The sequence below is a fragment of the Bacillus sp. FSL K6-0994 genome (assembly GCF_038630815.1).
Lineage (GTDB): Bacteria > Bacillota > Bacilli > Bacillales > Bacillaceae > Bacillus > Bacillus safensis.
This window is the reverse complement of record NZ_CP152043.1, coordinates 2577871-2590807: the sequence shown is the minus strand read 5'-3', so window position 1 is coordinate 2590807 and position 12937 is coordinate 2577871. Positions and strand designations below refer to the sequence as shown.

The following is a 12937-nucleotide window of genomic DNA, read 5'->3' as shown; positions in this document are numbered from 1 at the left end:
GGTTTATAGTAAAGTAAAGATAACAAAAGAAACACGTGAACTTGCAACCTTTGCTTTAGGAGGAGATTGTGTGCGACACGCATTAATAACAGCGGGTTCTAAAGGACTTGGCCGGAAAGTCACCGAGTCTTTACTGAATATGGGGTATTCTGTGACAGTGAATTATCGAAGTGATGATGAAGCTGTCCGGCAGATGAAAGAAGAACTACAGCAGTACGAAGATAAGCTTCAATTTGTCCAAGGTGATGTGACAAAAAAAGAAGATTTGAAAAACATGGTAGAGCTGGCAGCAGAGCGATTTGGGCGGATTGATGCCCTGATTAACAATGCTGGCCCTTATATTTTTGAACGAAAAAAACTGGCGGATTATTCTGAGGATGAATGGTATCAAATGATGGAAGGCAACCTATCAGCAGTATTCCATTTGTTCCGAATGGTCATCCCAATGATGAGAAAACAAGGCTTTGGCCGCATTATCACTTATGGCTTCCAAGGTGCAGACCATGCGCCAGGCTGGATGCACAGATCAGCCTTTGGAGCGGCAAAAGTGGGCCTTGCGTCATTGACGAAAACCATTGCGATTGAAGAAGCCGAAAATGGTATCACGGCCAATATGGTGTGTCCAGGCAAAATCGTTGGAGACATGAAAGAATCGACAATAGAGGAAGCCCGTCAAATCAAAGACGATGAAACGCCGATAGGCAGGTCTGGTACTGGAGAGGATATAGGACGTATCATCTCATTTCTATGCGATGACCGTTCAGATCTTATTACAGGGACCGTCATTGAAGCAACAGGTGGTCTTAAGTGTGATTCACAGGCATTAAGTTTTTCAGCTTTTTATAGAGGGAATAAATGATATGAGATCAAAAATTGAAAGGTGGATATACTCACATGAAAGCTACATATCATGGACATTCAGTTGTACACATTGAAACAAACGGATACCATATTTGGATTGATCCATTTTTAAATGGAAATAAGCACACAGAGATCAAACCGCAAGATGTGAAAGCGGATGTCATTTTACTGACACATGGACATGGAGATCACATCGGCGACACCATTGAAATGGCTAAAAACAATGATGCACTTGTTGTCGCGCCCTTCGAACTTGCCACGTATTTAAGCTGGCAAGGGGTGAAAACGCACCCGCTTTCTATTGGAGGCGGCCGTGAGTTTGAATTTGGTAAAGTGAAGCTCACGCAAGCGTTCCATGGTTCAGCTGTCATTGATGAAGAGGCACAGACAATTACGTATACAGGGATGCCATCAGGTATTTTATTCACGGCAGAGGGCAAAACCATTTATCATGCTGGAGACACTGCTCTCTTTTCAGATATGAAGCTGATCGGTGAACTGAATCATATTGAACTCGCATTCCTTCCAATTGGTGATAACTTCACGATGGGACCGGAAGATGCAAGAATCGCAGCAGAATGGCTGCGGGCAAAACAGGTCGTTCCGATCCACTACAGCACATTCCCGCCAATTGAACAGGATCCGCATGCATTTGCAGACAGCCTGCATGGCGGCGTCGGGCATGTGTTAAACAGCGGGGAATCAATCGAGATTTAATCCTCATATGAATAAAGCTGGCAAACAAATGCCGGCTTTTTTTATTTGCCTTCATCTGCTGAAAGAAAAGACAAATTGCTATTAAAAGCCTCCTGCCCTTATAATGAAACATAGATGAAAACGCTGAAAACAAAAAGGGTGAACGGGATTGGCGACAAAGCATGAGCAAATTTTATCGTATATTGATTCATTAGAAGTCGGGGAGAAAATCTCTGTCCGGCGCATAGCGAAAGAAATGAAAGTGAGTGAAGGCACCGCTTACCGGGCCATCAAAGATGCTGAAAATAAAGGATTCGTCAGTACCATTGAACGAGTCGGCACCATTCGAATTGAACAAAAGAAAAAAGAAAATATTGAAAAACTGACATATGCAGAAGTGGTCAATGTCATTGATGGCCAGGTCCTTGGAGGACGCGCCGGATTACATAAAACGTTAAACAAATTTGTCATTGGAGCGATGGAGCTGGACGCAATGATGCGCTATACGGCTGCTGGCAACCTGCTCATCGTCGGAAACCGAATCAATGCCCACAGACAGGCATTAGAGGCAGGGGCGGCTGTGCTGGTCACAGGCGGATTCTCAACAGATGATGAAATCATTCAGCTCGCAGATGAGCTGGAGCTGCCGATTTTATCGACAAGCTACGATACATTTACCGTAGCGGCCCTCATTAACAGAGCCATTTATGACCAATTAATTAAAAAAGAAATTGTGCTTGTAGAAGATATTTTAACGCCGATTGAACGCACCGTGTATTTATCACCAGAGGATAAGCTTGAAAAATGGTATGAAAAGAATTATGAAACTGGCCACGGCCGTTTCCCGGTCGCAGATGATCAAATGAAGATTCACGGAATCCTCACCTCAAAGGATATTGCGGGGCATGACCGCTCCACACCGATTGAAAAAGTGATGACGAAAAATCCGCTGACGGTCATTGGCAAGACATCTGTCGCCTCAGCTGCACAAATGATGGTGTGGGAAGGCATTGAGGTGCTGCCAGTTGTGGATGATTTTGCGAAGCTGATCGGTATGATCAGCCGTCAGGATGTGCTCAAGGCGCTCCAAATGATTCAAAAGCAGCCGCAGGTCGGAGAAAAGCTGGATGATGTTGTCTCAAGAGGGTTTAAAGAAACCGATACAGAGAAACCAAAAGCGGATGCGGTTTATCAATACGAGGTTACCCCGCAAATGACGAATCAGCTTGGAAACATTTCATATGGGGTGTTCACACAAATTTTAATCGAATCTGCCAACCGCTTCTTAAAATCTCATAAAAAGGGCGAACTGATCGTCGAGAGTCTCTCTGTCTATTTCTTAAAACCGGTCCAAATGGAATCCACAATCCAGATTAAGCCGAATATTTTAGAAGTAGGACGCAAGTTTGGAAAGCTGGAAGTGGAGGTTTATCACCAATCGAATATCGTAGGCAAAGCGATGCTGATGGTGCAGCTGATGGAGAGGGGATAATGATAAAAAGGGCGAACTTATGTCGCCCCTTTCCTTATTACGCGTGATCTTTTTCGCCTTCCTTTAAGAAGAGCGGAAGGTAATGCTTGTAGGCTTTATACCCAGCCCAAGTACTGCCGATACCGACGGCAACAAAAATAAATCCGATGACAAATGCGAGTGACGAGCGGTTTAAAAATAATTGATTCACACCGAAGAGCAGGACAAAGCAGCCAAGTGCCATACTGGATTTCGCCGACCAGAATTTTTTCTCGACTGGCCGGTTCGTACGGACATTTTTTGCTTTGTAGTATAAATAAAACATGGCAGAACAAATAATAAACACAATCAAAACAAGCATGTGCCAAGCCTCCATTGTAAGTGGTTACAACCCTATTTTAAACGTAAATAGGCTTGCTTACTAGAATAAATTGTCTATTCCTCACTTTTCCGTCACGATAGATTATGATTTAATAATAAAAAGAGTATCGCATGAGAAGGAGTTTTTATGAAAAAAGAACTGATTAGAACCATATCATTATATGACACCATCATCATCCATAGACATGTAAGACCAGATCCTGATGCGTATGGATCGCAGTGCGGCCTTACGGAAATCTTGCGTGCCACCTATCCAGAAAAAAATATTTATGCGACAGGAACGCCTGAGCCATCCCTTTCATTTTTATATGAACTCGATGAGGTACCAGACGACGTGTATAAAGGGGCCCTTGTCATTGTCTGTGATACGGCCAATCAAGCAAGAATCGATGATCAGCGCTATTTAATGGGCGATAAGCTGATGAAAATCGACCATCATCCAAATGAAGATCCTTATGGTGATTTGCTTTGGGTGGATACAGAGGCAAGCTCTGTGAGCGAGATGATTTATGAATTGTACTTAGAGGGGAAAGAAGAAGGATATCAGCTGAATACAAAGGCGGCTGAATTGATCTATGCCGGCATTGTAGGAGACACAGGCCGCTTCCTTTTCCCAAACACAACGAAAAAGACACTCAAATATGCAGGTGAACTCATCGAATATCCATTTTCATCTTCAGATCTTTTCAATCAATTGTATGAGACAGATTTGAATGTCGTGAAATTAAATGGTTATATTTTTCAACATATTTCTTTGTCAGAGAACGGGGTTGCATCTGTTTTCATTAAGCGTGAAATTTTGGAATCGTTCCAAACAACAGCGCAGCAAGCCTCACAGCTTGTTGGGACACTAGGAAATATTGCAGGCATTAAGGCATGGGTCTTTTTTGTGGAAGAAAACGATCAGATTCGTGTTAGATTCCGCTCTAAAGGCGTCGTCATTAACACCATTGCGAAAAAATATCATGGCGGCGGCCACCCGCTTGCAGCCGGTGCGTCCATTTATGATTGGGCAGTAGCAGATGAGATTTTGCGTGATTTAGAGGAAGTATGTAAATCATCATCATAAGAGAGGAGGGATACTTAAGTCCCTTCTCTCTTTTTTGTCATGGAGAAAAGGGTTACTTGCATACAGGGATAAACCAGCAGCCGATGTCTGTTGAATCTTCATAGGCTTGGAGATTTTGATGCTTTAATTCTTTTTTAATTAAATGAGCCATCATTTCTGTCTCAGCATAGGCGCACATGCCGTCTTTGATCCGGCTTGCTTTGTCTCGTGCCATTTGACGATAGCTGTAAACCTCCATTGTCCTCACCTCTTTCTATTTAAGATCTCGTTCTACTTTTAGTGTATAAAAATGAAGCGTGAAAAGCGATCATTGAGGGCAGAAATTCATAAAAATTCCACAACCTCCTTATTCAGCAAATGAAATACGTACTTCAAGTGAAAGCTTCGTATAAATTGTCAGCTCTGTCACTTTCGCGCGATATGCCTTTTCCCGAATGGTATATTCTTTATTTTCCACTGTCCGTTTTAGTAATTCCTTTGTTTTATAGACACTTTCAATATCCTTTGTAATGACTTCTGAGATATCCTCCTTGACCTGATCTTCAAACTTTAGCGTATCTGGCTCTGGGATTTTATACTGCTCACGATTCACGAGATGAACATCTACGCTTTGAATCAGCAGCCGCTTCTTATTATCCTCATTTAACTTATGCAAATCTTCCCGATAGAGTGTGATTTGTTCTTTCAAACTGTCCATATGATGCTGCTGGCTTCTCAGCAGTGTCACTTGCTTTTCCTGAAAGGTTCCGTATGTAAAGAGAAAAATGAGCCAGCTTACAATCGCACCAAACATCATTCCTGCAAAAAAACGCTGCCAGCCTGGGCGTTTATACAGCTCCGGCACCCTCATGATGACACATGCTCCTGGGTGAGCCACGTAATAATGAGATACCCCGTTTGTGCACCGCCCATGGCAGAGATAATTAATAAAATCTGCTTGAAAATATCACGCGTGTTTCCTTCGAAAATGCCTCGTTCAAAGCTATAAACAGCATCAAATGTTCCACCGATAGCGGCGACAAGCGCCCAAATCTTTAAACGGTTGGCAAGACTAGTAATAATGGATAAAGGCGGCTGACCAGATAAATACGCACCAACACCGCCTATGATAGCACCACCCAAAATGACCCCAAGGGCGATAAAATAACAGCTGATAAAATTCGGAATAAAAGCTTCCTTCACATCCATTTTGTCCACCTCACTCTATTCAATATATGGCGTGTGCTGGACAAGTATGAACGGACAGAAAAGAAAGAACATTTGTTTCTCATCGCATCGCGTTTTATAATGAAAGAATGACTTTAGACGAAAGGAGTGGATTAAGCATGTCTTATGTTCATCTTCAGGTCCACAGTGGATACAGCTTATTAAGCAGTGCAGCTAAAGTAAAGGAGCTTGTGCTGAAAGCAAAAGAACTTGGCTGCAAGGCGCTTGCTCTTACCGATGACCATGTGATGTATGGCACGGTTGAATTTTATAAGGAATGTAAAAAACATGGCATCAAGCCGGTTATCGGTTTAACAGCTTCTGTCTTCATAGATGAACAAGAGACAGAGGCTTATCCCTTGGTACTCCTTGCAAAAAACAATGAAGGCTATCAAAACCTGATCAAAATCAGCAGTGTGCTGAAATCAAAATCAAAAGCCGGATTGAAAGAGAAATGGCTCAAAAGCTATCACCGCGGGCTCATTGCCATCACACCAGGCGCATCTGGGTATATTGAAACGCTTTTGCAGCATGATCAGTTAGAAGAAGCGCGTGAAGCCGCCAAACAATTGAAGCATATATTCGGCGAGGGACATGTGTATATCGCACTTCAGCCATTTCAGCAGGACGAATCGCTCGCCGGCAAACTGCGGGACGTCTCACAAAGTACGGACATTCCTCTTGTTGCGACGGGTGATGTTCACTATATCAATCGAGAAGACAAAATGGCTTATACGTGCTTAAAGGCGATTAAAGCAGGTAAGCAGCTTTCAGAGATAGAGGAAGACCGAGGAGAAAAGCATTTCAAATCCTTTGATGAAATGTTTGAATGGTATAGAGATGATCGAGAGCTGCTGACAAGAACGGTGGAGATTGCAGACCGCTGTGAAGTCGATTTAAATCTTGGGCAGACAAAACTTCCATCCTATCCAACTCCTGATCAATCAACAGCAGATCAGTTTTTACACAGAGTGTGCGCAGAAGGGATGAAGCAAAGAAAGATTGCTTCAAATGACATGTATGTTAAAAGGCTTGAATATGAGCTGAGCATTATCCAAAAAATGAATTTCAGTGATTATTTTCTCATTGTGTGGGATTTTATGAAGTATGCGCATGACAAAGGGATTGTCACAGGCCCTGGACGGGGATCAGCAGCGGGTTCACTTGTTGCTTATGTTCTGTTTATTACGGATGTCGATCCGATCCGTCACGGTCTTTTATTTGAGCGTTTCTTAAATCCAGAGCGGATCAGTATGCCAGATATAGATATTGATTTCCCCGATACGAGAAGAGATGAAATCATTTCTTATGTAAAAGACAAATACGGAGACATGCATGTGGCGCAAATTGTCACGTTTGGAACACTTGCAGCAAAAGCTGCTTTAAGGGATGTTGGACGTGTGATGGGAATTGATTCAAAAGCAGCGGACCGTCTTGCCAAGCTGATTCCATCAAAGCCAGGAACGACGCTGAAAGAAGCGGTGACTGCATCTTCTGAATTAAAAACGATGCTTCAGCAATCCGAAGAGCTTCGAAAGGTCTTCCAAACTGCTTTAAAAGTAGAGGGCTTGCCAAGACACACCTCGACACATGCAGCCGGCGTGGTGCTGAGCGAAGAGCCGCTGACAGAGGTCGTTCCGATTCAAGACGGCCATGAAGGTGTGTATTTAACGCAGTACGCCATGAATTATTTAGAAGACCTTGGACTTTTAAAGATGGATTTCTTAGGGCTCAGAAACTTAACATTAATTGAATCCATTAAAAACCAGATTGAAAGACAGGAAAACGTCCACATTAACTTTAGTGACATTTCATACGAGGATCAGAAAACGTTTGAATTGTTATCCGCCGGAGATACAACTGGAATATTCCAGCTTGAATCACAGGGAATGCGACAGGTGCTGAGACGCCTGAAGCCGTCTAGTTTAGAAGATATCGTGGCGGTCAATGCCCTCTATCGTCCAGGTCCAATGGAAAATATCCCGCTTTTTATCGACCGAAAGCATGGCAGAGTCAAGGTCTCCTATCCTCATCCTGATTTGTATGACATATTAAAGGATACATATGGGGTCATCGTCTATCAGGAGCAAATCATGCTGATTGCAGCGAAGATGGCTGGTTTTCAGCTGGGCGAGGCAGATCTATTAAGAAGAGCTGTTTCGAAGAAGGATAAAAAGGTCCTTGATGAAGAGCGAAGCCATTTTGTTGAAGGATGCCTAAAAAAGGAGTATCCTGTTAACATTGCAAATGACGTTTATGACTTAATCGTCAAATTTGCAAACTATGGTTTTAATAGAAGCCATGCTGTTGCATATAGCATGATTGGCTTTCAGCTTGCTTATTTAAAAGCGCATTATCCGTTATATTTTATGTGCGGTCTTTTAACGAGTGTAATTGGAAATGAAGACAAAGTTGCTCAATATTTCTATGAGGCGAAGGAAAAAGGGATATCTGTGTTGAAGCCTTCTATTAATAAGAGTGAGTTTCCATTTACGGTTGAAAAAGGGGAGATCCGCTACAGCTTAAGAGCGATCAAAAATGTCGGAGTGTCAGCTGTAAAGGATATATACAGAGCAAGACAGGAAAAGCCGTTTGAAGATTTATTTGATTTTTGCGCAAGAGTATCACCAAAGAGTGTCAACCGAAAAACGATTGAAGCGCTCATTTTTTCAGGGGCGATGGATGAATTTTATCCCAATCGTGCTTCGTTATTAGCATCGATAGATATTGCGTTAGACCACGTGTCATTTTTAAATCCAGAGGATCAGCTGGACTTTCTTGGGGATACAACCTTCTCCATTAAGCCAAAATATGCGGAGATAGAAGAAATGCCGCTTGTTGACCTCCTGCAATTTGAAAAAGAGGCACTCGGTTTATATTTATCAAATCATCCAGTACAAGCGTACCGAGACCGCTTAAGAGAGAATGGTGCAGTGGAAATCATCAGACTTTCTTCCTATATAAAGCGTAAAATCTCAATGGGTGGTCTTTTGACAAAAGTGAAATCGATTCGGACAAAAAATGGACAATCGATGGCATTTGTTACATTTGGGGATGAAACGGGAGAAATGGAAGGCGTCGTCTTTCCAGAGCAATTTAGAAAGCTGTCCCCCTTACTTGAGGAGGGCACCATGCTTTATGTTGAAGGCAGAGTAGAGGTCAGAAATGACAGCAGTCAAATCATCGTGCAAGAAGCTGCTTTGCTGGAAGAGATGGACGCAAAAAGAAAAGAGTCTGTCTACATTCGGGTCAAAGAAGAGAATCATACGCAGGAGCTGCTAGAGCAAGTAAAACGAGTCCTCTCGATGCACAGCGGAGAAGCAGATGTCTATTTGTATTATGAGAAGCAAAAAAAGACGATGAGACTTCCAGATGCATACAAAGTTCATGCAAATCATGCTGTGATTTTCCAGTTAAAAGAGCTGCTCGGTGAACAAAACGTTGTGATTAAATGATGACAAATCGCCTGAATATGTTTTACAAATTCACCTATTGTGTTATCATTTTAAAGATTCTGTGTATTTAAAACTGCCAGTATGTGCTTATCAACTTAGCAAATCATTAAATCATTTTCCACTTGAAGGAGTGTTCATCACATGTCATTAAGAGAAGAAGCATTACATATGCACAAAGAGAATCAAGGCAAACTCGAATCAAAATCAAAAGTACAAGTGAAAAATGCGAAAGACTTGAGCTTGGCTTATTCACCTGGTGTTGCAGAACCATGTAAAGATATTTATGACGACACAAGCAAAGTGTATGATTATACAATGAAAGGCAATATGGTCGCTGTTGTCACAGACGGAAGCGCTGTTTTAGGGCTTGGAAATATTGGTGCAGAAGCATCTCTTCCAGTAATGGAAGGGAAAGCTGTATTATTCAAAAGTTTTGCAGGCGTGGATGCTTTCCCAATCGCGCTTGCAACGAACGATGTTGACAAAATCGTTGAAACAGTGAAGCTTCTTGAGCCGACTTTTGGCGGTGTGAACCTTGAAGATATTGCAGCACCTAACTGCTTTATCATCGAAGAGCGCTTGAAAAAAGAGACAAACATTCCAGTTTTCCACGATGATCAGCACGGAACAGCCATTGTGACAGTAGCAGGACTTGTGAATGCACTGAAGCTATCTGGAAAATCCATGTCTTCAATCAAAGTAGTGGCAAACGGCGCCGGGGCAGCAGGAATTGCAATTATCAAACTTCTTTATCATTTCGGTGTACGTGATATCATTATGTGTGATACGAAAGGTGCTATTTACGAAGGCCGCCCGAACGGTATGAATGCAGTGAAAAACGAAGTAGCTAAATTCACGAACCAAGACCGCAAAGAAGGTTCATTAGAAGAAGTCATTGAAGGTGCAGACGTCTTTATCGGGGTTTCTGTAGCAGGCGCTTTAACAAAAGAAATGGTTGGAAAAATGGCAAAAGATCCTGTCATCTTTGCTATGGCTAATCCAAATCCAGAGATCATGCCAGAAGATGCACATGCAGCAGGTGCAAGTGTTGTAGGAACTGGCCGTTCTGACTTCCCGAACCAAGTGAACAACGTACTGGCATTCCCAGGAATTTTCCGCGGAGCATTAGATGTACGTGCGACTCACATTAACGAAGAAATGAAAATCGCAGCTGTTGAAGCGATTGCGTCTCTTGTTTCAGATGAAGAATTGTCAGCTGAATATGTCATCCCTGCACCATTTGATGCACGCGTAGCACCAGCGGTAGCAAAAGCGGTGGCAAAAGCAGCAATGGAAACTGGCGTTGCAAGAATCAAGGTCGACCCAGAAGCTGTCGCTGAAAAAACAAGAAAATTAACGATTATCGGCGAATAATCAACTGGAAAAGTGTGCACGTTCTTTCTGAAACTGGAGGAAAAACGTGCACCATTTCCTCTCTTATGCGAAAAATTTTTCATCCGGAATGAGATTTTTTTGTAGACGTTCACAATTCAAACATATCAACTGCTCAGCGCCCCAAACACATACTCATTTCTCATCAATTCCCCACTGAAAAAATTGAATGAAGGATGACAGCGTTTGACAAAAAAAGTACAATAGTTTCGGTACAGTTATGACATGTCCTATAATAGTGGATGTGCGTGTAAAGAAAAAACCCTTCAAAAAGGGAGGTAGTCATTTGTCAATCAAGAATATTTTCAGTAAAAAGAAAAAATATGCATCTGTACCCTCTGAACAGGCAAGTCAAGATGTGCCTGAAGGCATCATGACCAAATGTCCGCAATGTAAAAAAATAATGCTCACCAAAGAACTAGATAAAAATTTACGTGTTTGTATGAATTGCGGCAGACATTTGCAAATGAATGCAAAACAGCGTATTGAAAGCCTTGTAGATGAAGGCACATTTGAAGAATTTAACGGGCACCTCATTTCAGCAAACCCGCTCGGTTTCCCAGGCTACGAAGAAAAGCTTGAGAAAGACAGAGAAAAGACATCTTTGAATGAAGCCATTGTCACAGGTAAAGGTGAAATTGAAGGCCAAAGTGCTGTGATTGCTGTCATGGATGCCACGTTCCGTATGGGCAGTATGGGATCCGTTGTTGGTGAAAAGATCACGCTGGCGATCGAGAAAGCAAAAGCGGACAAGGTGCCATTTATTATCTTTACTGCTTCTGGCGGAGCGAGAATGCAAGAGGGAATTCTTAGTCTCATGCAGATGGCAAAAACAAGTTCAGCATTAAAACTGTTCAGCGAGGATCAAGGTTTGATTATCTCTGTGATGACGAACCCAACAACTGGCGGTGTATCAGCTAGTTTTGCGTCTCTCGGTGATTACAATTTTGCAGAACCTGGTGCTTTAATTGGTTTTGCAGGACGAAGAATCATTGAACAAACGATTCGTGAAGACCTACCAGAGGACTTCCAGACGGCTGAGTTTTTAATGAAGCATGGACAGCTTGATGCTGTCATCCATCGTGCAGAAATGAAAGAAACACTAGGCCGAATCTTAGCACTACACAGCACAGGAGGTGAACGAGAGTGGCTGGAGAACTAGAATTTGAAAAACCTGTCATTGAACTTCGAGCGAAAATTGATGAACTGAAAAAGTTCACACAAAACTCAGAAATGGATTTAAGTGCAGAAATTGAGCGCCTTGAAACACGTCTGAGCAAGCTTGAAGCAGACATTTATACAAATTTAAAGCCGTGGGACAGAGTGCAGATTGCTCGGCATGCGATGCGCCCAACAACTCTCGATTACATTCAAGAGCTGTTTGACAACTTTTTCGAATGTCACGGTGACCGTTTTTATGGTGATGATGAAGCGATCGTTGGAGGAATTGCCACGTTTAAAGGGCTTCCTGTCACTGTTATTGGCCATCAGCGCGGTAAAGATACAAAAGAAAACTTGCGCCGTAATTTCGGAATGCCTCATCCAGAAGGCTATCGTAAAGCGCTGCGCTTGATGAAACAAGCAGATAAATTTAATCGCCCGATCATTTGCTTTATTGATACAAAAGGAGCTTATCCTGGTAAAGCAGCTGAAGAGCGCGGACAAAGTGAAGCAATTGCGAAAAACCTATTCGAAATGGCAGGACTTCGTGTACCAGTTGTCTGTATTGTCATTGGAGAAGGCGGAAGCGGCGGCGCACTAGGCTTAGGCGTAGGAAACCACCTATTCATGCTAGAAAACTCAACGTATTCAGTGATTTCACCTGAAGGTGCAGCAGCGCTGCTCTGGAAGGACTCATCACTTGCGAAAAAAGCTGCAGAATCAATGAAAATTACCGCTCCAGACCTAAAAGAATTAGATATTATAGATGATGTTATTAAAGAAGTGCAAGGTGGAGCACATCGAGACGTGAAACAACAAGCAGCTTACATGGAAAAAACATTAAAACAGTCACTTACATCTTTGCTCAAACTAACACCTGAAGAACTAGTCGAACAAAGATATGAAAAATATAAAGCAATCGGGAAAGTATCGATTGAAAATCAATATATTGGGGTAAACTAAATAAACGTACAGCCATTTTGGCTGGCGTTTATTTTTTTTCATCTTTTTTCATGAAAACCGACTTCATGTAAGCGCTATTTGAAAATAATTTTCTTTTGTTTTCATAAAATTTGAAACGTCTGAAAACCTTGATATGATAAGGTTTATAGCACCTCCCTTCATAGGTTTCAGAGAGATTTGCTTTCATGACGTTCTTAACTTTTGTTTAAAAACGGTTTATTTAATTGTATAATAAGTACGGTTTTAGAAATTCGTATTGAAAACATCCAAATTTGCTCATGA

12 protein-coding genes are annotated in these 12937 nt (G+C 42.1%); 8 read left to right on the top strand and 4 right to left on the bottom strand.

Going from position 1 to position 12937, the window contains the following annotated elements; genetic code table 11:
- The first annotated feature begins 70 nt into the window (after window positions 1-70).
- The 3 genes from MHB69_RS13425 (at window position 71) to MHB69_RS13415 (ending at window position 3049) form a co-directional block, all read left to right on the top strand.
- The gene (locus MHB69_RS13425) at window positions 71-859 is read left to right on the top strand and encodes an SDR family oxidoreductase (RefSeq protein ID WP_342495672.1); all 789 of its coding nucleotides are present in this window, start codon (window positions 71-73) and stop codon (window positions 857-859) included.
- Between the two features lie 35 nt (window positions 860-894).
- Entirely contained in the window at window positions 895-1578 is a 684-nt protein-coding gene (locus MHB69_RS13420; protein ID WP_041115017.1) for a metal-dependent hydrolase, read from the top strand.
- Window positions 1579-1726: 148 nt separating this feature from the next.
- Window positions 1727-3049 (top strand): CBS domain-containing protein, encoded by a 1323-nt coding sequence (locus MHB69_RS13415; RefSeq protein ID WP_342495671.1) that lies wholly within the window; start codon window positions 1727-1729, stop codon window positions 3047-3049.
- 37 nt (window positions 3050-3086) lie between these two features.
- Here the strand turns inward: MHB69_RS13415 and MHB69_RS13410 are convergent, their stop codons facing one another.
- Complete coding sequence (locus MHB69_RS13410; protein ID WP_003216665.1) at window positions 3087-3389, bottom strand: YtpI family protein; 303 nt, start codon at window positions 3387-3389, stop codon at window positions 3087-3089.
- A 147-nt stretch (window positions 3390-3536) separates the two neighbouring features.
- On the opposite strand from MHB69_RS13410, the gene MHB69_RS13405 reads away from it, so the two are divergent.
- Window positions 3537-4478, top strand: coding sequence for a bifunctional oligoribonuclease/PAP phosphatase NrnA (locus tag MHB69_RS13405; protein ID WP_024424800.1), 942 nt, complete (start codon window positions 3537-3539; stop codon window positions 4476-4478).
- 52 nt (window positions 4479-4530) lie between these two features.
- On the opposite strand, the gene MHB69_RS13400 is transcribed toward MHB69_RS13405, so the two are convergent.
- The 3 genes from MHB69_RS13400 to MHB69_RS13390 all read right to left on the bottom strand — a co-directional run bounded on the left by MHB69_RS13400 (window position 4531) and on the right by MHB69_RS13390 (window position 5666).
- The gene (locus MHB69_RS13400) at window positions 4531-4716 is read right to left on the bottom strand and encodes a hypothetical protein (RefSeq protein WP_003216400.1); all 186 of its coding nucleotides are present in this window, start codon (window positions 4714-4716) and stop codon (window positions 4531-4533) included.
- A gap of 108 nt (window positions 4717-4824) precedes the next feature.
- On the bottom strand, window positions 4825-5328 hold the full coding sequence (gene ytrI / locus MHB69_RS13395; RefSeq protein WP_003216226.1) for a sporulation membrane protein YtrI: 504 nt from the start codon (window positions 5326-5328) through the stop codon (window positions 4825-4827).
- Window positions 5325-5666 (bottom strand): YtrH family sporulation protein, encoded by a 342-nt coding sequence (locus MHB69_RS13390; RefSeq protein ID WP_024424798.1) that lies wholly within the window; start codon window positions 5664-5666, stop codon window positions 5325-5327. The genes ytrI and MHB69_RS13390 overlap by 4 nt, the downstream gene beginning before the upstream one ends.
- A 137-nt stretch (window positions 5667-5803) precedes the next feature.
- On the opposite strand from MHB69_RS13390, the gene dnaE reads away from it, so the two are divergent.
- From dnaE to accA, 4 genes are all read left to right on the top strand, one after another.
- Window positions 5804-9139: a DNA polymerase III subunit alpha gene (dnaE, locus tag MHB69_RS13385; RefSeq protein WP_176966881.1), complete on the top strand. Its 3336-nt coding sequence runs from the start codon at window positions 5804-5806 to the stop codon at window positions 9137-9139.
- 141 nt (window positions 9140-9280) lie between these two features.
- The gene (locus MHB69_RS13380) at window positions 9281-10513 is read left to right on the top strand and encodes a malic enzyme-like NAD(P)-binding protein (protein ID WP_025092260.1); all 1233 of its coding nucleotides are present in this window, start codon (window positions 9281-9283) and stop codon (window positions 10511-10513) included.
- A gap of 304 nt (window positions 10514-10817) precedes the next feature.
- On the top strand, window positions 10818-11693 hold the full coding sequence (gene accD, locus MHB69_RS13375; RefSeq protein WP_034279640.1) for an acetyl-CoA carboxylase, carboxyltransferase subunit beta: 876 nt from the start codon (window positions 10818-10820) through the stop codon (window positions 11691-11693).
- Window positions 11678-12655 (top strand): acetyl-CoA carboxylase carboxyl transferase subunit alpha, encoded by a 978-nt coding sequence (gene accA / locus MHB69_RS13370; protein WP_024424795.1) that lies wholly within the window; start codon window positions 11678-11680, stop codon window positions 12653-12655. The genes accD and accA overlap by 16 nt, the downstream gene beginning before the upstream one ends.
- The last annotated feature ends 282 nt before the right edge of the window (window positions 12656-12937 follow it).

What these genes read in the sequence shown, in the direction of transcription:
- MHB69_RS13410 (WP_003216665.1), bottom strand. Translation starts at nt 3,389, where the DNA reads ATGCTTGTTTTGATTGTGTTTATTATTTGTTCTGCCATGTTTTATTTA.
- MHB69_RS13400 (WP_003216400.1), bottom strand. Translation starts at nt 4,716, where the DNA reads ATGGAGGTTTACAGCTATCGTCAAATGGCACGAGACAAAGCAAGCCGG.
- MHB69_RS13420 (WP_041115017.1), top strand. Translation starts at nt 895, where the DNA reads ATGAAAGCTACATATCATGGACATTCAGTTGTACACATTGAAACAAAC.
- ytrI (WP_003216226.1), bottom strand. Translation starts at nt 5,328, where the DNA reads ATGAGGGTGCCGGAGCTGTATAAACGCCCAGGCTGGCAGCGTTTTTTT.
- dnaE (WP_176966881.1), top strand. Translation starts at nt 5,804, where the DNA reads ATGTCTTATGTTCATCTTCAGGTCCACAGTGGATACAGCTTATTAAGC.
- MHB69_RS13390 (WP_024424798.1), bottom strand. Translation starts at nt 5,666, where the DNA reads ATGGATGTGAAGGAAGCTTTTATTCCGAATTTTATCAGCTGTTATTTT.
- MHB69_RS13380 (WP_025092260.1), top strand. Translation starts at nt 9,281, where the DNA reads ATGTCATTAAGAGAAGAAGCATTACATATGCACAAAGAGAATCAAGGC.
- MHB69_RS13405 (WP_024424800.1), top strand. Translation starts at nt 3,537, where the DNA reads ATGAAAAAAGAACTGATTAGAACCATATCATTATATGACACCATCATC.